The organism is Shewanella ulleungensis (assembly GCF_014648315.1).
GTDB classification, from domain to species: domain Bacteria; phylum Pseudomonadota; class Gammaproteobacteria; order Enterobacterales; family Shewanellaceae; genus Shewanella; species Shewanella ulleungensis.
In genome coordinates this window covers 407,708-433,320 of record NZ_BMQW01000003.1, presented here as the reverse complement: position 1 = coordinate 433,320, position 25,613 = coordinate 407,708, and the positions used below count along the sequence as shown (strand labels likewise).

The window sequence follows — 25,613 nt, the reverse complement described above, 5'->3', positions numbered from 1 at the left end:
GAGCGCCACCTTTGCCGACTTATTGGCCCAGCCATTGATACATTAGCGTGGGTTGCGCAACGTCAGTTTTCTGTTGGTAAAATGACTCTACACTTCCCATTGTATCTAGCTTTGACAGGCGACTGTCGATATCCAGTAAACGCTGTAAGTCATCAACACTACTATATAATTCAACGTTGTAGGTTGCTGTGCTGCCTTTAAATGAATGTAAGCTTATTGATTTAATAGCACTTAATTGGCGTAAATAGGCTTCAATATTGACCATTTGAGTCATATTATTTAAACCAGAAAAACTCACTTCTGTAGCCGCATTACTGCCCGTTGATGCTATCGCATACTGGCTAATGTGATAATCGGCTAAAATATTCATCATGCGTTTGACCGCTTGCTGATTATCAGCCGCCTCACCTTGCTGAGCCACTAAAGGTTGTAATACACCGTTAGTTCGAGTTTTATTGAATAAATTAATTGTAAACATCACGCGACTGCCTTGATTTTCAATATTGGCAATCGCAAAGTAATCTGATTGATAGCGGGCAGAAGCAACAAACACAACATCGGTAAAACCGCCACGTACATCATTGACGGTGACCCCCATAACATCATCAAGATCCATTATCGGTAACATCACCGGAATGCCTTTATTGGCAGATGCTTGGGTCAAGTCATCACGAAGTTCTGAAATCGAAGCATCAGCTAAAATAGTGGGCTCTGTGTTTTCATCTACAGTTAACCATAATAGCGTTAATGGACGTTGACTTCCCCATACTGGCAAACCGGCCTGACGTAGTTTGGCAATCACTCTTTGATGGTCAAAACTGGCTTTAAGCATCAACTCGCCGTTTTGTTCAAAATAACCGTACTGAGTCAAAATAACTTCAGGTTCATTTATCTGCGCTTTAATCAGTGGGTTTAGTACCACACTTGGGCTGCCTGAGTTTTTTAAAAACACTGCCGCTAACGCTTCTTTCAACGCATTATTTTTAACATCGTTTGCACGTGAACTCACCGCAATATCAGCCTCTTCAAGCTTACTGACTTCAGCAGCTTGCACGAGCGCAATTGAGGTTAACGCAATTAAAGGTAACACAATGAGATTAATTAGTTTTTTCAGCATCTGATAACATAAACGCAGCAAATATAAGTGGCAAAATTATATCATAATAAAAAATGGATAACGAAAACTCTTTTTGGCGGTACGGTAACACTAAGGTCAATTTGACCAAGTATTGTAGCGATATCAAATAACTATAATCGCCACATAGGCCTAATACAGGTTATGAAAACAAAGGCTTTTATGTGACAATTCGCGCCGTTTAATCACACGCTCACTTCTTGTTAATAATGGAGAAATATATGAAACGCGTGTTAATCCCGCTTCAAGGTGCACAAATGTTATTTGTCGCCTTTGGTGCACTGGTGCTTATGCCATTATTAACTGGCCTAGATACTAGTGTCGCCCTATTTACTGCCGGTTTCGGTACCCTTTTGTTTCAGCTCGTCACTAAGCGTCAAGTCCCCATATTTCTTGCATCTTCATTTGCCTTTATTGCGCCAATTTTATACGGCGTACAAACTTGGGGGATCCCAGCCACTATGGGCGGATTAATGGCGGCAGGTGTGGTGTACATGTTACTGGGCTTATCTGTCAAATTACGCGGTACAGGCTTTATTCACAGACTATTACCACCTGTGGTGGTCGGCCCAGTGATAATGATTATTGGTTTAGGTTTAGCCCCTGTTGCGGTCAATATGGCACTCGGAAAAAGTGGTGATGGCAGCATAATCATTATTGAGCAAAATACCGCGTTGTTTATTTCTCTTGCCGCATTAATGACTACTGTTTTGGTTGCTGTTTTTGCCAAAGGATTAGTGCGATTAATGCCGATCCTTGCCGGTATCTTAGTCGGCTACGGTGCCAGTTTAGCCTTCGGTATTGTCGACTTTACCCCTGTAACACAAGCTGCATGGTTAGCCATGCCCAACTTTGTCGCCCCTGAATTCAACTGGCACGCTATTTTGTTTATGATCCCAGTGGCCATAGCACCCGCAGTTGAACACATTGGAGATATTTTAGCGATTTCAAATGTGACCGGTAAAGATTATCTTAAAAAGCCTGGTCTGCACCGCACACTAACGGGTGATGGTATTGCGACTATTGCGGCATCGGCTTTAGGTGGACCACCAAACACCACATACAGTGAAGTGACAGGTGCTGTAACATTAACCAAAAGCTTTGACCCACGTATTATGACCTGGACAGCAATCACCGCGATTACCCTCGCTTTTGTTGGCAAACTTGGAGCCTTAATGCAAACCATACCAGTACCGGTAATGGGCGGCATAATGTGTTTATTGTTTGGTTCTATTGCTGCGGTTGGTTTAAATACTCTAATACGCCATCAGGTCGATTTATCTGAACCACGCAATCTGAGTATTGTTGGTGTGACATTGGTATTTGGTATTGGCGGCATGGCCTTTGGCATAGGCTCATTTAGCCTAACAGGCATAAGCCTTTGCGGTATTGTGGCGATATTAATGAATTTAATTTTGCCTACGGTAAAGAAACCTCATTCAGATGAAACACATTAAGAGATATTACTTACTCTGTTAAATAGCAGGTAATAAAAAACCCCTATAGCAATTGCTATAGGGGCTTTTTTTATGACAAAAAACACATCACAGATTAACGATTACTCTGCTGCATCTTCTGTGCGGAATTTATCAGCAGTGGCTTTAATAATTGGCTGAAGCTCACCTTTTTGGAACATTTCTGTGATGATGTCACAACCACCAATCAGCTCGCCTTCCACCCATAATTGTGGGAATGTTGGCCAGTTAGCAAATTTTGGTAATTCAGCACGAATATCTGGGTGCTGTAAAATGTCTACGAATGCAAATTGTTCACCACAGTTGATCATCACTTGAGCAACCTGAGATGAAAATCCACAGCTTGGTAATTTAGGCGAACCTTTCATGTACACGATAATTGGGTTTTCGCTAATTTGCTGTTTAATCTTTTCTACAGTTTCCATTTGATTTCCTAAGTACGACGACTGAACACATAATTGCTATTGTACGACACCTGAGACAATAACAAAATCCCATAGATTGTAAGGTTTATTTAAAATCCATAAAATAGAAGCAAAGATTATAGATAAAAATATCTTGGGTAGGATTAATGCTTAAGTAATTTCCTATTAAATAATCAACCAGCAAACTATGTCACACGCCATTACAAATACGTATATTGCCAGGATAACAATTTTGTATTGATACGATTAAAAACAAACCTACAAGCAGTAAAAATGTAACAAAAGCTTAAGTTTAAGTACATTGGCTCGTTTGCTAAGCATTTAAAACCTCACGCTGACGTTAATTCGCCAAACAATGATTCACATCACAAAAATAATCAGTACAATAGTAATAGAGCAATGTTACCTGATTGGTAAACAAAAACGATAACCTGAATCCATGGAGAGATACTAATGGCTTTCGAACTACCAGCATTACCTTATGCAAAGAACGCACTTGAACCGCACATTTCACAAGAAACTATCGAGTTCCATTACGGTAAGCACCACAATACATATGTGGTAAAACTAAATGGTTTAGTTGAAGGAACTGAATTTGCTGGCAAGACGCTAGAAGAAGTTGTTAAAACTTCAACAGGTGGCATGTTCAACAACGCAGCTCAAGTTTGGAACCACACTTTTTACTGGAACTGTTTAGCGCCTAACGCTGGCGGCGAAGCAACTGGCGATATCGCTGCTGCTATCAATGCATCTTTCGGTTCTTTCGAAGAATTCAAAGCTAAGTTTACTGATTCTGCAGTAAACAACTTCGGTAGCGCTTGGACTTGGCTTGTGAAAAAAGCTGACGGTTCTTTAGCTATCGTTAACACCAGCAATGCTGCAACTCCGTTAACGGATGAATCAGTTACTATTCTATTAACTGTAGACGTGTGGGAACATGCATACTACGTTGATTACCGTAACGCACGTCCAGAGTATTTAGCTCACTTCTGGCAACTTGTTAACTGGGAATTTGTTAACAAAAACTTTGCTGCTTAATCTTAATTTACAGTAAAAACAAGGAGCCTTTAAGGCTCCTTTTTTATGTCTGCAATTCATCGGAATTAATACTTTCTGACTATTCCTATTTTTGCAACTATTGCAAATGCTACTGTTTGTCTTTGTTTTTATTTAATTTATTTTTAAATAAAATTTAGCTAAGTCGTTTCCCCTGTCCTACACTTTAGTCGTAAAGCCTAATATATCAGGATAGGTCTAGCAGTATATTCCACTAGTTCCTCTCCCATCACTTTGGCTTTTAAAAGTGAGACAACTGTATGTTTTGAGGGGGTTACCATGGGCATATTTGAGCATTATCAACAACGTTATGAGAAAAAGCTCGATGAGGAATACACCTTAGAGCAATTCCTTGATATTTGTAAGCAAGACAAAAGCGCATATGTGTCTGCGGCAGAACGATTATTAATGGCCATTGGTGAAGCGAAGATGGTCGACACGGCTAAAAACCCTATCTTGAGTCGGATTTTCTCCAACCGCTTAATTGCAAGCTACCCTGCTTTTAAAGATTTTTATGGTATGGAAGACGCCATCGAACAAATCGTGGCTTATTTAAAACATTCTGCTCAAGGATTAGAAGAATCAAAACAGATCCTTTATTTACTTGGACCTGTAGGTGGTGGTAAATCATCTCTCGCTGAAAAGTTAAAAGCATTAATGCAACAAGTCCCTATCTATATTCTCAGTGCCGATGGAATGCGCAGCCCCGTCAACGATCACCCTTTTTGTTTATTTGATCCTGAAGAAGACAGCAGTTTACTTATGAGCGAGTACAATATCCCGGCTCGCTATCTTAAAACTATCATGTCGCCTTGGGCAGTTAAACGATTGCATCATTACGGTGGAGACATATCAAAATTTAGAGTTGTTAAAGTTTATCCATCAGTGTTAGATCAAATAGGTATTGCTAAAACAGAACCTGGGGATGAGAACAATCAAGATATTTCAGCATTAGTGGGAAAGGTTGATATTCGTCAACTTGAACATTTTTCACAAGACGATGCCGACGCTTATGCATACTCAGGTGCGCTGTGCCGCGCCAACCAGGGCTTGATGGAATTTGTGGAGATGTTTAAAGCACCGATTAAAGTGTTACATCCATTATTAACCGCGACTCAAGAAGGTAATTATAATGGTACAGAGGGGTTATCTGCACTGCCCTACAATGGGATTATTTTGGCTCATTCAAACGAGTCGGAATGGTCAACCTTTAGAAATAACAAAAACAACGAGGCTTTTTTAGACAGAGTTTATATTGTTAAAGTGCCATATTGTTTGCGTGTTTCAGAAGAAATGGCAATCTATCAAAAACTGTTAGTCAATTCTGAATTATCGGCAGCGCCTTGCGCCCCTGGCACTTTAGAAACCTTAGCGCAATTTAGTGTATTGTCACGCCTCAAAACCCCAGATAATTCATCGATATATTCTAAAATGCGTGTCTACAATGGCGAAAGTTTAAAAGACACTGATCCAAAAGCAAAATCTTACCAAGAGTATCGAGACTACGCCGGAGTTGACGAAGGTATGCAAGGGTTATCGACTCGTTTTGCCTTTAAGATTTTGTCACGGGTATTCAACTTTGACAGCACTGAAATTGCCGCAAATCCAGTGCATTTATTCTATGTGCTTGAAAAACAAATTGAGCAAGAACAATTCCCAAATGAAACAGGCGAAAAGTACCTTGAGTTTCTTAAAGGATACCTCATCCCGAAATACGTGGAGTTTATAGGCAAAGAAATACAAACTGCCTACCTCGAGTCTTATTCAGAGTACGGTCAAAACATCTTTGACCGTTATGTCACCTACGCAGACTTCTGGATCCAAGATCAAGAATATCGCGACCCTGAAACAGGACAATTGTTTGACCGTGGTGCATTGAATGCTGAACTAGAAAAAATAGAAAAACCTGCAGGCATTAGCAACCCTAAAGACTTCCGTAATGAAATCGTTAATTTTGTTTTACGTGCTAGAGCCAACAATGAAGGTAACAATCCATTGTGGACCAGCTATGAGAAACTTCGAACGGTAATTGAAAAGAAAATGTTTTCTAATACCGAAGACTTGTTACCTGTTATCTCTTTTAATGCCAAAACCTCTAACGATGATCAACGCAAACACGATGACTTTGTTAATCGGATGATGGAAAAAGGCTACACAAAAAAACAAGTCCGTTTATTGTCTGAATGGTATTTACGCGTACGAAAATCATCGTAATCAATACCCAGCCCTGGCTGAGACAAACTCAGCCAGATCATTGACTTGGGGGGCGTATGGCAAACTTTATCGATAGACGACTCAATGCCAAAGGGAAAAGCACGGTTAATCGTCAGCGTTTTATTGAACGCTATAAAAAACAAATCAAAAAAGCGGTGAGCGATGCTGTAACACGGCGTAGTGTTACTGATATTGATAAAGGGGAAGAGATCAGTATTCCAACCCGCGATATCAGTGAACCGTTATTTAGACAAGGTCAAGGCGGCAAACGTAATCGTGTTCATCCTGGTAATGATCAGTTTAATCGCGGCGACCAGATAAAACGCCCTAATGGTGGTCAAGGTGGTGCGGGTCAAGGCGATGCCTCCGACAGCGGCGAAGGTAATGACGATTTCGTATTTAATATATCAAAAGATGAATATCTTGAATTGTTATTTGAAGACTTAGCATTACCCAACTTGCAAAACAATCGCCTGAATAAATTGGTTGAATACCAAACTTATCGTGCTGGTTTTACTAATGACGGTGTTCCCGCAAATATCAATATTGTTCGCTCACTACGTTCATCACTTGCGCGGCGTATTGCAATGTCGGGCAATAAAAAGCGCACTCTCAAATTGTTAGAAGTCGAGCTTGAACAATTACAAAATACACCAGGCTCAAAAGCTGAGAAAATTATCGCGCTAAAAGAACAAATTGAATTACTCAAAAAACAGATCGCCAAGGTTCCGTTTATCGACACTTTTGACTTACGTTTCAACAATTACTCAAAACAAGAGAAACCCTCTAGCCAAGCGGTGATGTTCTGTTTAATGGATGTTTCTGGCTCTATGGATCAAGCGACTAAAGACATCGCCAAACGGTTTTACATATTACTATATTTGTTTTTAACCCGCAGTTATAAAAATCTTGAAGTGGTCTATATCCGTCACCATACCCAAGCCAAAGAAGTTGACGAGCATGAGTTTTTTTACTCACAAGAGACAGGCGGTACCATAGTATCGAGTGCATTGAAGTTAATGAATGAAATACAACAAGCACGTTACCCCGAAAACGAATGGAATATTTACGCAGCTCAAGCATCAGACGGTGATAATTGGGCCGATGATTCGCCCCACTGCCATGACTTATTGGCCAATCATATTTTACCCAAGGTGCGTTATTTCAGTTATATCGAAATCACCCACCGAGCCCATCAAACCTTATGGAATCAGTACCAGGACCTGCAGCAACAATTTGATAATATTGCTGTGCAACACATTCGTGAAGCTGAAGACATTTACCCGGTATTTCGCGAACTCTTTAAAAAACAGGCTGTATAGGGGGCAATCATGGTTAAAGCAACTCGCAAGCCGTTAGATGATGGACCCGAGTGGACATTCGATTTACTAGACCAATACCAGCAAGCCATTGCTGAAGCTGCGGATTTTTTCAAATTGGATGCATACCCCAACCAAATTGAAATTATAACCGCCGAGCAAATGATGGACGCTTATGCAGGTATTGGGATGCCAATAGGGTATACCCATTGGTCGTTTGGTAAACGTTTTATTGAAACAGAGCAAGGTTATAAACGCGGGCAAATGGGCCTTGCCTACGAGATTGTGATTAACTCAGACCCTTGCATTGCCTATTTAATGGAAGAAAACACCATCACGATGCAGGCACTTGTGATGGCGCATGCGTGTTATGGCCATAACAGTTTTTTTAAGAATAACTATTTATTTAAAACCTGGACAGACGCCAGCTCAATTATAGATTACCTAGTGTTTGCCAAAAACTACATTCGAGAATGTGAAGTGAAATACGGGATTGAGCAGGTTGAGCTGACGCTCGACTCTTGTCATGCCTTAATGAATTATGGCGTAGATCGTTACAAGCGACCTGCTGAAGTGTCATTTAAAGAAGAACAAGCACGCCAACAAGAGCGCGAGGATTACCTGCAAACTCAAGTTAACGATTTATGGCGCACCATACCCATATCACCGCAAAAAATACCCGAAGATAGCCGTAAAGTTTTCCCTGAAGAGCCGCAAGAGAATATTCTGTATTTTATCGAAAAAAACGCCCCTTTATTGGCACCTTGGCAACGTGAACTGGTGCGTATAGTGCGTAAAATGGCGCAATATTTTTACCCTCAAAAACAAACTCAGGTAATGAATGAAGGCTGGGCAACATTTTGGCATTACACAATCCTGAATCGCCTTTATGATACCGGTAAACTGAGCGACCGTTTTATGTTGGAGTTTTTACAAAGTCACACTGCAGTCGTCGCGCAGCCTTCTTATAATAGCCCTTACTATAATGGCATTAATCCTTACGCATTAGGGTTTGCAATGTTTATTGATATTAGGCGAATTTGTGAAACCCCAACAGATGAAGACCGTAAATGGTTTCCCGATATAGCTGGCAGCGACTGGCTAACCACTGTACATTTTGCTATGCAAAACTTTAAAGATGAGAGCTTTATCAGCCAATACTTGTCTCCTAAGGTAATAAGAGACTTTAAATTATTTGGTATTTTAGATGATGAAAAACGCAGTCATTTAGCCGTATCGGCCATTCACGATGAACAAGGTTATCAAGACATCCGTAATACACTGTCGCAACAGTATAACTTGTCTAACATCGAACCTAATATTCAGGTACAGCAAGTACTGGTCAATGGCGACCGTTCAATCACGCTTCGGTATATTCCTTTTGATAATATCCCGTTGGCAGACAATCATCAGGAAGTATTAAAACATCTGCATCGATTATGGGGATTTAATGTGACACTCGAGCAAGTTGATGAACTGGGCATGATAAAAGTAATATCAACATGTCCTGAAATGGAGCAACAACCACATCATTCCTCATTTAACGTTATCGCTTAGGCATATCAACCTTTAGTTTATGGACATAAAAAAGCCAATCGTTAAACGATTGGCTTGCATGATTAAACAATCAAGCTAATTTAGCTTTTGTCATGACCGATTTCAGCGGGCATATCATCACGCAGTTTTTGCCATAATTTACCGCTCTCAATGCCATTATTACGCATTAATGTTGGAACTTCGGCATAATTTTTATCTTTTGCCAATTGTTCAAGCTTGATATAAAAACGCATGGTTAATTCTCGAGCTTCTTGACTCGAAAAGTAAAAACGACCCACACGATTATATAAACCTTTAAAACCATTCAAAATTAATACATACAGTGGATTTCCAGACGCAAAAGCCAAAGTGTGGTGCAGTTGATAATCAAACTCGGCATAAGCTTCAGCATCGTTTTCTAACGAATGAATACCTGCTAAAGCGGCAATGGCTTTATCTGGATTATGTCTAATCGATGCTCGAAAATAAATGTTACTGACATTGCCACGTGCGGACATAAGTTGGTCAACCAACAACGGAAATCCATCTGGATTTAAATCCGCAATGGTCTCAAGAATATTAAGTCCTGATGTTTCCCAAAAGTTATTCACTTGGGTTGGCTTACCATGTTGAATTTTCAACCAACCATCACGAGCTAACCGTTGAAGAACTTCACGTAATGTTGTGCGAGTCACCCCAATGAGTTCAGAAAGCTCACGTTCAGCAGGTAAAATTGATCCGGGTGGAAACTTGTTTTCCCAAATGGAACGAACAATGTACTTTTCGGCGAAACTTGCTGGGCCTTTGGCATTGATGATCATTAGCCTTCATATCCTATTGCTAAACAATGGCGAAACTATTGCACTGATCATACCAGAGCGGTGGAAAATAAAAACCATTGTTTATTCACAACGCATGTAATGATGCTTTTTTAAACACACCGAATTAATTCAAATCGGATTAATTGAATTCACTTCACATTACTCGACTATTATCATCAACATATCGCGATTTATGTCGATAAAATCAAACAAGTTTAGTATATACTCATGTAGCTAGTTTGTTAGTGCTGTGTAGTTTTTTTGCGCGCACTACGGCATTGCAATGAGATTCGTTTAAGCTACACTATCGACGAAATAATGAGCCATATCGAGTTTGCCACATAAAAATGTGCGTTAACACCTTGTTTGTAATACCAATACGTTACTATTTTCAACTAATTTACAGGCAATTTGTAATATTATAGTAGGTAGAGTTTTAATGAAAATTAATGAAATATTGATTTTCATCAAGTTTTAAATCTGAACTTGCCTCTATTCTCCCAACCTGTTGAAAATAAGAATGTGTTGTTTGCTATCAAGAAATGGTACCAATACTGTCACAATAACAATATCGGAGAGGCTGCTATGCAGGCAACCAAGGGTCAAGCGCTATTTGTTAACTTTTTAGGTAATTCGCCTAAGTGGTACAAATACGCCATTTTGGCATTTTTAATTATTAATCCCCTGCTGTTCTTTTATGTCAGTCCATTTGTCGCAGGATGGGTTCTGGTAGTTGAATTTATTTTTACACTCGCGATGGCATTAAAATGTTATCCGTTACAGCCAGGAGGCTTGCTTGCAATTGAAGCGGTGATGATAGGCATGACATCACCCACCCAGGTTCTGCATGAAATTGAAGCTAACCTAGAAGTGCTTTTACTATTAGTCTTTATGGTTGCTGGTATTTACTTTATGAAACAGCTATTGCTGTTTGTATTTACCAAAATGATCACTAAAGTTCGTTCAAAAATTATCGTGTCATTGATGTTCTGTACTGCATCCGCCTTTTTATCGGCCTTTTTAGACGCGTTAACCGTTATTGCAGTCATTATTGCAGTGGCTGTTGGTTTTTACTCTATTTACCATAAAGTCGCTTCAGGCAAGAGCTTTAGCGACAATGATGGCCATGACCATACATCTGAATCGTCAGGGCAACTAAACGATGATGAATTAGAAGCATTTAGGGCATTTTTACGTAACCTATTAATGCATTCTGGTATTGGTACTGCTTTAGGTGGTGTATGTACCATGGTGGGTGAACCACAAAACTTAATCATTGCAGCGCAAGCTCATTGGCAGTTTGGTGAGTTCTTTTTACGTATGTCACCTGTAACTATGCCGGTATTGTTTGCGGGTATTTTTACTTGTTTCCTTGTAGAAAAATTAAAATGGTTTGGTTATGGCGCACAGTTACCTGATGCAGTTCATCGCATTTTAACTGACTACGCCGCACACGAAGATTCGCACCGAACCAATCAAGATAAAATGAAATTGGTTATTCAGGCATTAATTGGTATTTGGTTAATTGTCGGCTTAGCACTGCATTTAGCGTCTGTAGGCCTAATCGGTTTATCTGTCATTATTTTAGCAACTGCCTTTAATGGTGTGACTGATGAACATGCATTGGGTAAAGCATTTGAAGAAGCGTTACCGTTTACCGCACTTTTAGCAGTGTTCTTCGCCGTTGTTGGTGTGATCATTGACCAAGGCTTGTTCGCGCCAGTGATTCAATGGGCATTAAGTTATGAAGGTAATATGCAATTAGTGATTTTCTATATCGCTAACGGTTTATTGTCTATGGTGAGTGATAACGTTTTTGTGGGTACGGTATACATTAACGAAGTTAAAGCGGCGTTATTGAATGGCCAAATTACTCGTGATCAGTTCGACCTGTTAGCTGTTGCAATAAACACAGGGACTAACCTTCCTTCAGTGGCAACACCCAATGGCCAAGCAGCATTTTTATTCTTGTTGACATCAGCAATTGCACCGCTTATTCGTCTGTCTTATGGTCGCATGGTTTGGATGGCATTACCTTACACCATCGTATTATCGATTGTGGGTGTACTGGCTATTGAAACAGGCTTCTTAACAGATATGACGCAACTACTGTACGATACGCAGTTAATTATTCACCACTCAGCAAAAGATTTGGGCGGTATGGTTAGCGGCCATTAGTGAGCTAGGATGTTGGACTTAATAGATAATTTATCTTAAAGTCGACACAACCCTTTTGAACACCCTCAATTGAGGGTGTTTTTTTATCTCAAAATTGCACTAGGAGCAGTACTTGTCAACGTTACAACTCTTTTGTCGTGGTCGTTTATCGTGGGGATTACTCGCGCTCTCTGGGATCGTATTAGAACTGGCCGCGCTCTTTTTTCAGTATGCGATGGATCTATCACCCTGCGTTATGTGCATATATGTGCGCGTAGCCGTACTCGGCCTGATATTGGCAGGATTGATTGGCATGCTTCAGCCAAAATGGTGGATTTTGCGCTTTGTAGGATTAGTCGCTTGGATGGTGTCTTCTATATGGGGATTTAGTTTGGCTTACGAGCTTAACAACATGCAGGTGAACCCATCACCTTTTGCAACATGCTCTTTTTATCCTGAATTTCCAAGCTTTATGCCATTGGATGTTTGGCTTCCATCGGTGTTCTCACCGACCGGAATGTGTAGCGATCTCCCCTGGACATGGTTATCGGTGAGCATGGCACAATGGATGATGGTGTGTTTTGCTATCTATGCTGTTATTTGGTTAGCGATGCTTGTGCCGAGCTTGAAACCGGCAAAGTAAGCTAGCGCTATGATTTAACAAAAAAGACCTCAATTGAGGTCTTTTTTGTTAATCTTGACATGGACAGTTGCCTGCTATTTTATTATTTATTCCACATCAAGTAATGGCCACAAAACAATACAATCTTCTAAATATTTTACTTTCATTTCGTTAACCGTCTTACGTTGAACAGAAATACCTGCAGCATGCATAGCCTCTTTGTCACCAGTTAATAATGGATGCCAGCTAGGCAGCGCTTTACCCAAATATAAACGACGATAGGCACAACTGTCCGGTAGCCAAGTTAATTCACTAATGTTAGCTGGCGTTATCGCGGTACATTCTGGCACGTATTTAAAACGTTCAATGTATCGACGACAACTGCAACTGTCGCCATCGAGTAAATGACAAGCAGCATTGGTATAATACAACTCATCGGTTTCATCATCGATAATTTTATTTAAACAGCATTTACCGCAGCCATCACAGAGCGACTCCCACTCAACAGGGGTCATTTTATCTAACGGTGTTGTTGTCCAAAACTGTGTCATCATGGTCTATCTAAAAAGTTATTCATCAAAATTTGCGAGTATTTTACACCGAAAAGAGTTCAAGTTACTGCTTAATTTTTTCCGACAGGTAGGTTAATGCCAGGGTGTCATGAAATGAAGGCGTAAATTGGTGTAATAATCGAAAATTATTGTAAACTAAATAAAATCGCCCTTTGCTACCATCAGGTGCGATTAACGACACATTCATATCACTACGAGACGGCAAGTTATCACCATTAAAACGCCTAACACCATATGCTTGCCATTGCGGAAAAGTATGGGTACTGCTCAAACCTAATAAATTAGGGTCTAACATCATGGTCGCCTTGACTTGCCTGCCCCAGGTAGCGTCAAACTGCCAACCTTGTTGATGTAACATATTTGCAGTGCTGGCAAACGCATCTTCAGTCGAGTCCCAAATATCAATTTTACCATCTTGGTCGCCGTCTACAGAATATTGCAATAGTTGTGAAGGCATCATTTGCATTTGCCCCATTGCGCCACTTGATGAACTGCGCAGCGCAGCGATTGGAATATTTTTCTGTTCAATGAGTTTCAAAGCAGCAATAAATTCATCTACATAAAAAGATTCGTTTTCACCTTTAAATGCAAGAGAGGCTAAAACAGATAATGTTGGGAATCGGCCAGATTGCTCACCAAAGCGTGAATTAACACCCCACAAGGCAATAAGAAAACGAGGTTGAATTTGATAACGCTGACTGAGCTTATTTAGTAGCACTTCATGTTGTTGCAACATCGCTCTTGCCGTACTAACGGTAATTTCTGGAATAGCGTGTGGAATGAAGGTCTCAAGCGTGTGTTGCGAATTAGAATTTAGATTCGCTTTTTTAAAGATTTTAATCTGTGAGATATGTCGTTCAGCCGTCACAGGAGCGACACCAGAATTAATGGATTGCTGTTGCAGAGAAAGTAAATAATCCTCAAATAGGTGATGACTATTACTAGCCACCACTACCGGAGAAAATAAGAAGTAAAATATTGTGCTTAAAATGATTTTTAGAATCATATGAGTCCTTTTTACTCCTCAAAAGATTCAGTTTATTGCTTAAAACCTATCTCTTGTTTGTGTTGGTCGAGTAAATTAATATTCGGTGGCGGAATTTGTAAATAAAAGCCTTGTTCTTCTAATGCCACTTTCACTTTGTCAATATCAGCAATTCCAAGATGATCACGCTTAGATAAAGGCACAACCATCACTAACGTTGGTGCGCCAAACATTTCCATTAATGGAGCTGGAACATCATCAAAAACATCACGTTTTTTGACAAAAAGGTAAGTATCGGCTTTTCTACTGCTTTTATATACTGCACAAATCATTTTAGTGTAAATTTCCAAAGGTTCAAACTTGATAGTCAACTAAGCACACTATAACATGGTGACTAAAGAAAATAATTGTAAATCAGTTTCTAACTGATGTTTTGGAGAATGATGCCGGGATGGCTAAACAAAATCTCGAATTAAAAGCCACGTCTTTTACATTGTCAGTACTGCACATAAATAATAGTAACCTCGACATTATTGCGGCTGAATTAGATAATAAACTAGCACAAGCCCCTCAATTTTTTTTGGGTGCGCCTTTGGTGTTAAATCTTGCCGCGATTAAGCATACCCAAATTGATTTTTACGCACTCAAACAATTATTAACTGACCGAAATTTAATTATCGTTGGCATAACTGATGCTAATGAAGAGCAAATAGAACAGGCTAAAAACATGGCTATTGCCGTGGTAAAATCGGGAAAACAAGCCGCAAAAGCGGAGTTACCTAAAAGAGCCACTAAAATTGTTAAGCAAAATGTGCGGTCTGGACAACAAATATACGCACAAAATGCTGATTTAGTCATTTTTGGTGCTGTTGGTAATGGCGCTGAAGTCATTGCTGATGGTAGCATTCATATATATGGTGCACTTCGTGGTAAAGCCATGGCAGGTGCTGCGGGTGATAATCAAAGTGTGATTATTGCTAACTCGCTTGAAGCAGAATTAGTGTCGATTGCTGGGCAGTATTGGTTAACAGAACATTTACAACAATACGCTCTCGATCAAAGAGGTTGTGTGCGCCTTGAAGGCGAATCTCTCACAGTTGAATCATTGCCTCAATAATTGGCAAATAAAAGGATATAAATCAAAATGGCGCAAATTATTGTTGTCACATCAGGTAAAGGTGGTGTGGGAAAAACAACATCCAGTGCAGCAATTGCCACAGGATTGGCTTTAAAAGGTAAAAAAACCGTTGTCATCGATTTTGATATCGGATTACGTAACCTTGATTTAATTATGGGTTGTGAGCGTCGTGTAGTGTATGACTTTGTTAACGTTATTAATGGCGAAGCAAACCTAAATCAAGCATTAATCAAAGATAAGCGTTGTGACAAACTCTTTGTATTACCTGCATCGCAAACACGTGACAAAGATGCATTAACCAAAGAAGGCGTAGGGCAAGTGTTAGACAACCTAGCCAAAGACTTTGATTATATTGTATGTGACTCACCGGCAGGTATCGAACAAGGCGCAATGATGGCATTATATTTTGCCGACATCGCTATTGTGACGACTAACCCTGAAGTCAGCTCAGTGCGAGACTCAGACCGTATATTAGGCATGTTACAAAGCCGTTCGCGCCGTGCAGAACTGTCACTTGAGCCTATTAAAGAATATTTATTACTGACCCGCTATTCGCCTGCTAGAGTCAAAACAGGCGAGATGCTCAGTGTAGAAGATGTAAAAGAAATTTTAGCCATCGAGCTACTTGGGGTAATCCCTGAGTCTCAGTCGGTACTTAAAGCGTCAAACTCTGGTGTACCAGTGATTATTGATCAAGAAAGTGATGCAGGCCTAGCCTACAGCGATACTGTCGCACGCTTATTAGGTGACGATGTACCGGTTCGATTTATCACAGAAGAAAAAAAGGGATTCCTTAAAAGGATTTTTGGTAGCTAACTATGTCGATACTTGATTATTTCAGAAGCAATAAAAAACCTAATACCGCATCGTTGGCAAAGGAAAGATTGCAAATTATTGTGGCACATCAGCGTGGAGAACGCGGTGCGCCCGATTACTTCCCAAAGATGAAGCAAGAAATCATCGAAGTGATCCGCAAATATGTTCAGATATCAGATGACCAAGTGTCTGTGCAACTTGATCAAAACGATGATAATTTATCAGTATTAGAGCTTAACGTCACCTTACCAGATTCAAAGTAATTCGCTAAGCTGAAAAAAGGATACTGGCATAATGCCAGTATCCTTTTTATTGACTATCGAAAACAATGACATTTATGATAATCAAAACACTTAAAACTATTTCAAACTTGTCATTTGTTTTGTGAACAAGGCGAATGGCTATTTGAAAACCTTTGATTGTCCCGAGTTAAGGTTAGTTAGCTAAAACGTATATCTGCCAACAAATCTCCGATTAACTGCCCTCTCCAACCACACAATAATAACGGTGTTGGTGTTTGCTTATTGTGGTAAAGCCATAATAAATATTCATGTATATGACGTTTTGAACCGACAAATTCTAGCGAGACTTGTTCACGCTCGCACAACTCAGTTAAACGGGTTTTAAGGTCTTTGAATGCCGACTTGTAACCTGATTTTAAAGCTACAATATCAACTTCCTCAGGCAGGTTAGTTAAATCGGCCGTGGCCATTACTGCTAATAAATCTTTGCCATGGACCCGTTTTTCTTGCTCAGTTAAATCGGTTAAACGGTTTAATTCAGCTATGGTTGTTGGTTGCTTTTTAGCAAGGGCAATTAGCGCATGGTCTTTAACCACAAAACCTAATGCTAAATTACGGTTAACCGCTTTGTTTAAACGCCATTTCGCCAAAACTTTTAAATAGGCGAGTTGTTGGCCATTAAGCTGGAATGCGTTTTTGACTTTAAGGTAAATACTGTCACCATCAGGCAAGGTCATCCTACCCTCTGTCATACGCTGACCTTCTTCAAACAACCAGGCCTCGCGTTGATTTTCAACAAGTTTCTGTTGTAATTGCGGATACAGCTTATACAAATAATACACGTCATTTGCTGCATATTGTAGCTGGGCATCAGTTAAAGGGCGTTTCATCCAATCAGTTCTAGATTCGCCCTTATCCACTTCAACTTGCAAACATGCTTCAACTAGTTTTGCATAGCCCAACCCATGACCGAAGCCGGCTAGGCTTGCAGCGATTTGACTATCAAATAACGGACTCGGCTGGCATTCGCCATAATGCGCAAATACTTCTAGATCTTCACTGCACGAATGAACCAATTTAACGATATTAGGATTAGTCAGAAGCTGCCAAAATGGACTGAGATCAGTAATCGCGACAGGATCAATCAAGGCCAACGTATTACCATCATAGGCTTGGATCAAGCCTAATTTTGCATAATAAGTGCGGGTGCGGACAAACTCAGTATCAAGTACCAATAAAGTACTGTGTTGGTATTGCTCAACTAATGACAAAAGGCTTGCATCATCACTGATATATTCAAACGTTAACAAAATAAGCTCCGCTAAAAAATACAAATGGGGGAAAGGCACCAATAAAAAAGCCGGCTCAATTGCCGGCTAGTATTTTATGCTTTCTTCACTTCGTCTCGAAGTTGTCGGCGTAAAATTTTACCCACATTCGTTTTTGGTAATTCGTCCCTAAATTCTACCAGCTTAGGCACTTTATATCCCGTTAAATGATGTCGGCAATGTTTAATTAGCTCTTCTTCAGTAAGCGACTTGTCTTTGGCGACAACAAAAATTTTAACTAATTCACCACTGGCTTCATGAGGTACACCGACTGCGGCAACTTCAATAACCTTAGGATGCATAGCAACAACTTCTTCCACTTCATTTGGAAACACGTTAAAACCAGAGACTAAAATCATGTCTTTTTTACGGTCAACAATGAAGAAAAAGCCTTTTTCGTCCATGTAACCGATATCACCTGTGGCAAGCCAGCCGTTTTTATCAATAACTTTAGATGTCTCTTCAGGACGTTGCCAGTACCCTTGCATTATCTGTGGGCCTTTTGCATATAATTCACCGGTCTCGCCTTGTGCCAACACCTTTGAGTCATCATCGCGAATTTGGATTAATGTTGATGGCGCAGGAAAACCAATAGAACCGTTATAACCTTCTAAATTATAAGGGCAACATGTCACCAATGGCGATGCTTCCGTTAATCCGTAACCTTCTAACAAGCGAGTTTTAGTAATTTTCTGCCATTTATCTGCAACTGCACGCTGTACAGCCATGCCGCCGCCAATAGAAAACTTGAGCCCAGAAAAGTCTAGATTATTAAATTCTTCATTATTAACTAACGCATTAAACAAGGTGTTAACCCCAGTTAGTGCTGTAAATGGGTATTTTTTTAACTCGCCCACAAACGCCGGAATATCACGTGGATTGGTAATTAATAAATTCTTACTGCCTTTATGTAAAAATAATAAGCAGTTAACCGTTAAAGCAAAAATATGATAAAGCGGCAATGCTGTGACCACAAACTCAACACCGTCTTCAAGTGCTGGCGAATAAGCTCCGTTAGCTTGTAATACGTTACTCACTACGTTTTTATGGCTTAACATTGCCCCTTTAGAGACTCCGGTGGTTCCACCTGTGTATTGTAAAAAAGCTAAATCATCGCCATTTATATCTGCTTTAATGTATTGCAGACGACGACCTTTTGTTAGCGCATCTCTAAATGACAATGCATGGGGTAAATGGTATTTGGGTACCATTCTTTTAATATATTTCACCACAAAGTTAACAAGTGTGCGTTTAGGCGCACTAAGCTGATCACCAAGACTAGTAATAATGACAGATTCTACTGGTGTTTGATCAACCACTTCTTCAAGGGTATTGGCAAAGTTTGACACTACTACAATGGCTTTGGCACCAGAGTCAATAAGTTGATGTTTTAACTCTCGCGGGGTATATAGTGGATTAACGTTAACCACCACCATGCCTGCGCGTAAAATGCCAAACAATGCTATTGGATATTGCAATAAATTTGGCATCATAATGGCAACACGGTCACCTTTATTTAAATGCAAATCATTTTGTAAATAGGCTGCAAATGCGCGGCTGCGTTCTTCAAGCTTACGATAAGTCATCGTCGCGCCCATGTTGATAAATGCAGCTTGATCGGCATATTTAGCCACTGAATCTTCAAACATGTGTACTAACGAACTATATTGAGATGGGTCTATTTCGGCCGGAACATGTTCAGGCAGGTGATTAATCCAAGGCTGGTCCACAGGTGTCTCCTAATCATTCCACTGTGCTAAGACGTGCATTCCCCGTCAGTGGTAAAATTTTATAGCACTGCGTATCATTAATATTGTTATCGCAGGCTTTTTTTGTTAGTTGTAATGATAAATTGTCGTGATAAAAATCATACAAGTGTTTTAATTTTTGACCATAATCACATAAATGCATTCAAAATAACAGCGATTTCATCTGTCTCTGACACTAATTTAGAACAAAAGCTCCAATCGTTTCTGCGACGAGGTTTGCATTACCCATATGTAGGTGATGATCGCCTGCTAATGTTACCATTTTAATGTTGCTAAACCAGGTATTTGCATGTTGTTCTGTTAAGGTGAGTTGTTTATAACCATCTTGGGCACAAATGAAGAGTGTTTGAGTGTCACTGGTGGACATTAATCCATCAACCTGTTCAAAAGTAAAACGATTTAATGAATCAAGTTTTAATCTTGGGTCGCTTCTCCAAGCACATTTACCATCGATTAATTGCATATTTCGTTGCGTGATCATTTCACACCAAGGTAATGCTAGCCCAGTCAATTGATGGCGAGCTTGAACGGCTACATCCATCGAAGAGTAAGTTGGTATTGGTCTTGATAATTGCAGATTAAAACGTTGCTGTTGCAATAAACCTTTACGAAGTCGAGTCTTAGCGTGCTCTGCCGACTCATACAAAGGTCCTAGTGCTTCAATCAAAATAAGCTTATCAATATTCTCCCCCATGCAGGCATTATATGCAGAGGCAATAATGCCACCTAATGAATGTCCTATAAGGGTTATAGGCTGCCCTTCGATTGACACATCTTGAATAATAGCCTGTAAATCATAGATATAATCAATCCAGTGTAATGGATAGCGTCCGGGGCGATGATCAGATAATCCGTGTCCAGGCAAGTCAATACAGATCAGTTGATGTGAATCAAATAATCCATGTTGCTCAAATGCATTGGCTAATGGAATAAAGCTATCGGCGTTATCTAACCATCCATGTAGAGCCAAAATAATCGGCTTATCGGCTTGTCCATATCGCTTTGCTGCGATGTTAATATGTGCCAAGGACAATTGAAATTCGGTTGAATTGAGTGTCAGCATGATGAGCTCACCTTTGTCACTGTAAAACAGTATTGAGTGGAGATGCATAATAAAACACAATGCGCATCATCTACATGTACAAACCATGACATGATAATCAATGATAGAAGAAAGAATTAGAACATGTAAGTCAAAAAATAACACACGGCTTTTTCGCCGTGTGTTATTAAAAAGCACTGTAAAACTTACAAGAGTAGTGTCGCTACTAACATATTAAATAAGCAGTCAATCCGAGTTATAAGATTTACATACTCATCAAACCCAATCTCGTTAAGTTCTACAGTCTCAGGTACTTACTTAACCGCAGTTTTGGTGAACTTAAGCGTCATACGATCGCTTTCACCGATATCAATATACTTTTGCTTATCTTGATCGCCCATAGCTAAACGCGGTGGCAGTGTCCACACGCCTTTTGGATAATCTTTGCTGTCTTTTGGATTAGCATTAATTTCAGAGCTTGCGGTTAGTTCGAAACCATATTTATGGGCCAACTCGACCATTTGGTTTTGATCCATATAGCCGCTTTCTGCAGCCATACCGATGTTTGCACGATGCTCAACAACACCGAGCGAACCACCGACTTTCAAAACATCATGAGCAGCTTTAAATACACCTTCTAACTCGCCTTTCATTGCCCAATTGTGCAAGTTACGGAATGTCAGTACGTGGTCAGCTGAGTTATCTTTACCTAAAGAAAATTTAGCCGGTGGATCTAAAGTCACAAATTGGACATTGCCAACGCTGGCTTTATTGTCGCTTACCCACTTTTCAAACTTTAAACCAGCAGATTGGTAATAAGCAGCTTGATTAGTATCTGTAGCCGGTTTTGTTTCAAAATTAGCCGCAACATATTGACCTTTTTCGGCTAAATATGGGGCTAATATTTCTGCATACCAACCACCACCTGGCCATAACTCAATGACCGTTTGTTCTGGTTTGATATCAAAAAACGCTAAGGTTTCTGCTGGGTGACGATAATTATCACGTAACTTATTTTCTGAAGAACGAAACTCACTTGCTACGGCTTTAGCTAATGCTGCATTAATTTGCGGCATGACCTCTTGTTTAGCAGGAACGGCATCAGCTGCAAGCACTGAAGTGGTGAACCCAAGACTCGAAAAACCAATTAAGGCGCCTAACATCATGTTACGTTTCATTTAATAACTCCCTTTTTGTAATCTACTTTCTGCCAACATAACCACAGCATAAAACCACTGAATAATAGCCATGTCATTACCCATAACCATGAAGGGATCCAGGTCATCTGCGCTAACATCACCGCATCGCCTTGACCACTTAACCCTAATAACACCATAGGGCTTGCCATGGCATTTAAAATTATCATAAGTCCTAATATACGCAGTAAGGTGTTTAACACACTACTGTTTTTTAATTTAAGTGGTAACAAAAAAACAATGGCCAATACGATCAAGATAGCGATAGTGAGTAAATCACGTGCCCAGAACACTAATGATGCCGCGACAGTTACCCCGAGTAAGCCAAGTGTAAAACGGATAATACTTTTTTTAGTCGCTAATAAAAATATCACATACCCCCATAACGCAGCACCGAAATAGCCTGCATAGGCAATCAAAATACTGCTGCCACCTTGGCTAAAACACAGACCTGCGCCATTAGGAAATAATTGAATATGACTGACCATGCCGCCGGTTAATAGCGTGGCGATACCATGTGATAATTCATGAAAGTAACTTTCAAGCCATTTGAACGGAATGGATATATACGGAAATCGAGTCAGTAAAAAAGCCACCAGCAGTTCAAACATAAAACGACTGCGGCTGGGCGTTGCAGATAACGCACTAGGCATATAAATCGATACCGACCATTTGTTGAATTTCTTCGCGTTTTGCCGAATGTTGTGTAGACAAATATTGCGCTATAGCGCCGCGTTGATTGTTTGTGTCACGGTCATACTCTACGCGCGCTTGTTGTTTTGCCGATAATGTAACATCGTCAACTATGGCTACCGATTGACTTTCAATCCGTTGCGAGTCAATGTCAGATGTAACAGGATTAACAATAATAGGGTCGCGGGCTGGCGTAATTGGGCGATTTCCGGCAACAGCTTGGCTCAGGCTAACAGGGCCTGATTGATTATTCGCCATAGAAAGTGCTGCATTAATCGTCATTAACGATACCATTTACCTTAAAGATGTAATGTCGCGTGACTCAAATAATATGTCAAATCATTGCGAATGGCTATTCTCGGCCCGGAAGTTTTTTCCACGTAACAGTATCACGCAAGTAAACCGGAGATAGTTCATCAACCGTTGTGTGTAATTCTTGCAGATAACCATGCTGAGCTAACTGCAACATGTATTTTGCATCTGGGTAAGTCACTGCAGTGCATGACGTAATGCCCGCAGCTAAGGCGAAAAGTTGTGGATAGGCTTGAAAACCAGTACCGCAGGCGTGAATAACTTGTTCATTGTCAAGTAACAACTCAACGGCTTCTGGCGAGCTAACATGCTCTTCACCCACTAAAGTGGCAATGCCCTCTTTAGCAATAAACTGACCCCAGTACACTTCATTCATGCGAGCATCAATACTACACAATACTTGAGTCGCTCCCGCTTCGGTGATAGCGGCTTGCGCCATTGCTGCTAATGTAGAAACACCTATGACAGGCAAATCTAAACCAAGCGCTAAGCCCTGAGTCATGCTGGTGCAGATTCTGATACCGGTAAAACTGCCCGGCCCTCGGCCATATGCTATTAAGTCAACATCCGCTAACGCAACTTGAGCTTGAGCTAGTACGTCATCGACCATAGGTAATAGGCGTTGACTATGTTCACGAGGCGCATCAGCGATAAGCGAAAAGACCTGCTCATTGAAAGTTAACGCTGCAGAACAAGTTTCGGTACAGGTATCAAGCGCGAGGATGGTTAACGGCTTAGGCATTATGGTGGGTTATCCAGTAAAAACGTCAAATAAGCTCAACATAATAACTGATACAGGCTGTTTTAAAAAGCTTAGGGAATTTGTTTTAAAAATTGTATTGCACTGTCTAAATCCCGAGTGCGATGCATTGGGGGGAGAGAATTTATAAAAGCTTGGCCATAAGCGCGATTAACAATGCGATTATCACACAGAATTAAGACCCCACGATCTTTCTCGTCACGGATAAGACGCCCCACGCCCTGCTTTAAACTAATCACCGCTTGGGGTAAAGATATATGACTAAACGGATCTAATCCCTGACGCTCAGCATTGGCGGCACGCGCTTTATACAAGGCATCATCAGGCGATACAAAAGGTAATTTATCAATGATGACACAGCTTAATAGCTTACCCCGAACATCCACACCTTCCCAAAAGCTACTTGTACCAAGCAATACCGCGTTACCAAGCTGCCTAAACTTATTGAGTAAGCTTTGTTTACTCGCCTGCCCTTGAACCAACAGTGGATAAGTTGTACGCCCTTGCAGCGCGGAAGCGACTTGCACAAGCATATGGTGGCTGGTGAACAAAATAAACGTTCTCCCTTGCGCGGCATTAATCGCTTGAATGCACACATCGACCAACTGTTTTACCGTATGTTGAGACTGGCCGACTTTACCTAAGTGCCTGGGTACACAAAACATCGCTTGATTCGGGTAATCAAATGGACTGTCTAAAATGACTTGTTTGGCCGAGGTTAAGCCTAACTCGGTGGCAAAATGCCCTAAACTGCGGTTTACTTGGAGAGTTGCAGAGGTGAAAATCCAACGGGTCTTATCATCAAATAATTGTTGGCATTGCTTTGCTACATTTATCGGACTTAATCTAAGCATGACAAATCGAGTACCCAACTCAACGCTATAAGCTGCTTGCATGTCTTTGCATTCAAAATAATCTTGCAGCTTTTGTGCAAGTTCGTGCAACTGCTCAAACGCTAAATCAAGTTGGTCATCGCGGCCGAGATGATGTGCCATCACTTTAGCAAGATCGGCAAGAGCTTGCTGAAGCGACCACGAAACAGTAGCTAATTGCTTATTCGCCAAAACATTCCGCCAATCTGACACTTGATTATCATACATAGCATTGTGCCATTCACTGAGTGCTACTAAGCCTCGTTGAGCTAACTGCTCTATTTGAATGCTGTCGCGAATCACTGTTTTGTGCAGCTTAATAATACCATTGAGTAAGGTGTCTATTTCACGGCTTGATATATGGCTACCAAAATAGTTAATGCAAATGTCAGGAACCAAATGAGCTTCATCGAAAATAACGACATCAGGATCGGGCAACAATTCGGCAAAACCAGTATCTTTAAGAAGCCTATCAGCAAAAAATAAGTGATGATTCACTACAACGACTTTGGCTTCCATAGCGCGTAGTCGTGCTTTACGGGTAAAGCACACATCGAAATGTTCACATTTTTTCCCTGTACAGCTTTCTTTGGTACTCACCACGCTAGGGATCACTTCAGAATGCTCTGCAACTGAAGTTAAATTGCCTATATCACCGTCTTTACTCAAATGAGCCCATTGATTAATTTTAAGTAAATCATCAATGTAGTTGTCACTATACTGACTGGCATTTTGCATTTGTGATTCGAGTCGTAACTGGCACAAATAATTATTACGACCTTTAAGTAATGCAATGGGTACATGTACGTCTAACATGGTAAGTAAGGCGGGTAAATCTTTTAAAAACAACTGTTCTTGTAAATTTTTACTGCCAGTGCTGATAACGACTTGTTTGCCACTAACCAATGCCGGAATTAAATAAGCAAACGTTTTCCCCACACCTGTCCCAGCCTCAAGGATAAGGTTATGTTTTTGGCTAATGGCTTCACTCACAGCCACCGCCATATCGGTTTGGCTTTGACGGTTATGATAGTTGTGAACATTTTTAGCTAACGCGCCATGTTCGCTAAATTGGTGAATAACGCTTTGAGTGAGTCTTGAGCTCAAAATACCCTCAATTAATGTTAT

At 40.4% G+C, this 25,613-nt stretch carries 24 protein-coding genes; 10 read left to right on the top strand and 14 right to left on the bottom strand.

Annotated elements, in window-relative coordinates; all coding sequences use genetic code 11:
• Positions 1 to 19: 19 nt before the first annotated feature.
• A complete protein-coding gene (locus IEY40_RS08675; RefSeq protein ID WP_188955208.1) occupies positions 20 to 1,117 on the bottom strand; it encodes a DUF2066 domain-containing protein in 1,098 nt (365 codons plus the stop codon).
• A 239-nt stretch (positions 1,118 to 1,356) separates the two neighbouring features.
• On the opposite strand from IEY40_RS08675, the gene IEY40_RS08670 reads away from it, so the two are divergent.
• Entirely contained in the window at positions 1,357 to 2,592 is a 1,236-nt protein-coding gene (locus tag IEY40_RS08670) for a uracil-xanthine permease family protein (RefSeq protein WP_188955206.1), read from the top strand.
• Between the two features lie 101 nt (positions 2,593 to 2,693).
• Here the strand turns inward: IEY40_RS08670 and grxD are convergent, their stop codons facing one another.
• Complete coding sequence (gene grxD, locus IEY40_RS08665; RefSeq protein WP_011637214.1) at positions 2,694 to 3,035, bottom strand: Grx4 family monothiol glutaredoxin; 342 nt, start codon at positions 3,033 to 3,035, stop codon at positions 2,694 to 2,696.
• A 453-nt stretch (positions 3,036 to 3,488) separates the two neighbouring features.
• Here grxD and sodB point away from each other — a divergent pair, with 453 nt between their 5' ends.
• The 4 genes from sodB (at position 3,489) to IEY40_RS08645 (ending at position 9,181) form a co-directional block, all read left to right on the top strand.
• On the top strand, positions 3,489 to 4,073 hold the full coding sequence (gene sodB, locus IEY40_RS08660) for a superoxide dismutase [Fe] (RefSeq protein ID WP_011637213.1): 585 nt from the start codon (positions 3,489 to 3,491) through the stop codon (positions 4,071 to 4,073).
• A gap of 297 nt (positions 4,074 to 4,370) precedes the next feature.
• The gene (locus IEY40_RS08655; protein ID WP_188955204.1) at positions 4,371 to 6,305 is read left to right on the top strand and encodes a PrkA family serine protein kinase; all 1,935 of its coding nucleotides are present in this window, start codon (positions 4,371 to 4,373) and stop codon (positions 6,303 to 6,305) included.
• Between the two features lie 56 nt (positions 6,306 to 6,361).
• Positions 6,362 to 7,627 (top strand): YeaH/YhbH family protein, encoded by a 1,266-nt coding sequence (locus IEY40_RS08650; protein ID WP_188955202.1) that lies wholly within the window; start codon positions 6,362 to 6,364, stop codon positions 7,625 to 7,627.
• A gap of 9 nt (positions 7,628 to 7,636) precedes the next feature.
• A complete protein-coding gene (locus tag IEY40_RS08645; RefSeq protein WP_188955200.1) occupies positions 7,637 to 9,181 on the top strand; it encodes a SpoVR family protein in 1,545 nt (514 codons plus the stop codon).
• 80 nt (positions 9,182 to 9,261) lie between these two features.
• On the opposite strand, the gene fadR is transcribed toward IEY40_RS08645, so the two are convergent.
• Positions 9,262 to 9,981: a fatty acid metabolism transcriptional regulator FadR gene (gene fadR, locus IEY40_RS08640; RefSeq protein WP_188955198.1), complete on the bottom strand. Its 720-nt coding sequence runs from the start codon at positions 9,979 to 9,981 to the stop codon at positions 9,262 to 9,264.
• A gap of 585 nt (positions 9,982 to 10,566) precedes the next feature.
• Between fadR and nhaB the strand changes: the two genes are divergently transcribed.
• Both nhaB and dsbB read left to right on the top strand, forming a co-directional pair.
• Complete coding sequence (gene nhaB / locus IEY40_RS08635) at positions 10,567 to 12,159, top strand: sodium/proton antiporter NhaB (protein WP_188955195.1); 1,593 nt, start codon at positions 10,567 to 10,569, stop codon at positions 12,157 to 12,159.
• A 112-nt stretch (positions 12,160 to 12,271) separates the two neighbouring features.
• Positions 12,272 to 12,781: a disulfide bond formation protein DsbB gene (gene dsbB / locus IEY40_RS08630; RefSeq protein ID WP_188955193.1), complete on the top strand. Its 510-nt coding sequence runs from the start codon at positions 12,272 to 12,274 to the stop codon at positions 12,779 to 12,781.
• An 86-nt stretch (positions 12,782 to 12,867) separates the two neighbouring features.
• Here the strand turns inward: dsbB and IEY40_RS08625 are convergent, their stop codons facing one another.
• The 3 genes from IEY40_RS08625 to IEY40_RS08615 form a co-directional block, all read right to left on the bottom strand.
• Positions 12,868 to 13,314 (bottom strand): YcgN family cysteine cluster protein, encoded by a 447-nt coding sequence (locus IEY40_RS08625; RefSeq protein ID WP_188955191.1) that lies wholly within the window; start codon positions 13,312 to 13,314, stop codon positions 12,868 to 12,870.
• A 61-nt stretch (positions 13,315 to 13,375) separates the two neighbouring features.
• A complete protein-coding gene (locus tag IEY40_RS08620; protein WP_188955189.1) occupies positions 13,376 to 14,338 on the bottom strand; it encodes a lytic murein transglycosylase in 963 nt (320 codons plus the stop codon).
• 32 nt (positions 14,339 to 14,370) lie between these two features.
• Positions 14,371 to 14,649 (bottom strand): YcgL domain-containing protein, encoded by a 279-nt coding sequence (locus tag IEY40_RS08615; protein ID WP_188955357.1) that lies wholly within the window; start codon positions 14,647 to 14,649, stop codon positions 14,371 to 14,373.
• Positions 14,650 to 14,768: 119 nt separating this feature from the next.
• Between IEY40_RS08615 and minC the strand changes: the two genes are divergently transcribed.
• From minC to minE, 3 genes are read left to right on the top strand one after another with little or no spacing between them, the layout of a single operon-like run.
• Positions 14,769 to 15,434 (top strand): septum site-determining protein MinC, encoded by a 666-nt coding sequence (gene minC, locus IEY40_RS08610; RefSeq protein WP_188955187.1) that lies wholly within the window; start codon positions 14,769 to 14,771, stop codon positions 15,432 to 15,434.
• A gap of 27 nt (positions 15,435 to 15,461) precedes the next feature.
• Positions 15,462 to 16,271: a septum site-determining protein MinD gene (minD, locus tag IEY40_RS08605; protein WP_188955185.1), complete on the top strand. Its 810-nt coding sequence runs from the start codon at positions 15,462 to 15,464 to the stop codon at positions 16,269 to 16,271.
• Positions 16,272 to 16,273: 2 nt separating this feature from the next.
• Complete coding sequence (minE, locus tag IEY40_RS08600; RefSeq protein ID WP_160052275.1) at positions 16,274 to 16,534, top strand: cell division topological specificity factor MinE; 261 nt, start codon at positions 16,274 to 16,276, stop codon at positions 16,532 to 16,534.
• Between the two features lie 176 nt (positions 16,535 to 16,710).
• Here minE and rnd read toward each other — a convergent pair whose 3' ends face one another.
• The 8 genes from rnd to yoaA form a co-directional block, all read right to left on the bottom strand.
• Positions 16,711 to 17,823 (bottom strand): ribonuclease D, encoded by a 1,113-nt coding sequence (gene rnd / locus IEY40_RS08595; RefSeq protein ID WP_188955183.1) that lies wholly within the window; start codon positions 17,821 to 17,823, stop codon positions 16,711 to 16,713.
• Between the two features lie 74 nt (positions 17,824 to 17,897).
• The gene (gene fadD / locus IEY40_RS08590; RefSeq protein WP_188955181.1) at positions 17,898 to 19,571 is read right to left on the bottom strand and encodes a long-chain-fatty-acid--CoA ligase FadD; all 1,674 of its coding nucleotides are present in this window, start codon (positions 19,569 to 19,571) and stop codon (positions 17,898 to 17,900) included.
• Between the two features lie 214 nt (positions 19,572 to 19,785).
• Positions 19,786 to 20,673 (bottom strand): alpha/beta fold hydrolase, encoded by an 888-nt coding sequence (locus IEY40_RS08585; protein WP_188955179.1) that lies wholly within the window; start codon positions 20,671 to 20,673, stop codon positions 19,786 to 19,788.
• Positions 20,674 to 20,966: 293 nt separating this feature from the next.
• On the bottom strand, positions 20,967 to 21,830 hold the full coding sequence (locus IEY40_RS08580) for a class I SAM-dependent methyltransferase (RefSeq protein WP_188955177.1): 864 nt from the start codon (positions 21,828 to 21,830) through the stop codon (positions 20,967 to 20,969).
• Positions 21,827 to 22,501, bottom strand: a complete 675-nt coding sequence (locus IEY40_RS08575; protein WP_188955175.1) for a M50 family metallopeptidase — start codon at positions 22,499 to 22,501, stop codon at positions 21,827 to 21,829. Before IEY40_RS08575 ends, IEY40_RS08580 begins: the two co-directional genes overlap by 4 nt.
• Entirely contained in the window at positions 22,494 to 22,823 is a 330-nt protein-coding gene (locus IEY40_RS08570) for a hypothetical protein (protein ID WP_229777054.1), read from the bottom strand. Before IEY40_RS08570 ends, IEY40_RS08575 begins: the two co-directional genes overlap by 8 nt.
• Positions 22,824 to 22,893: 70 nt before the next feature.
• Positions 22,894 to 23,595, bottom strand: a complete 702-nt coding sequence (tsaB, locus tag IEY40_RS08565) for a tRNA (adenosine(37)-N6)-threonylcarbamoyltransferase complex dimerization subunit type 1 TsaB (protein WP_188955171.1) — start codon at positions 23,593 to 23,595, stop codon at positions 22,894 to 22,896.
• A 71-nt stretch (positions 23,596 to 23,666) separates the two neighbouring features.
• Positions 23,667 to 25,592: a DNA repair helicase YoaA gene (gene yoaA, locus IEY40_RS08560; RefSeq protein WP_188955169.1), complete on the bottom strand. Its 1,926-nt coding sequence runs from the start codon at positions 25,590 to 25,592 to the stop codon at positions 23,667 to 23,669.
• Positions 25,593 to 25,613 lie beyond the last annotated feature (21 nt).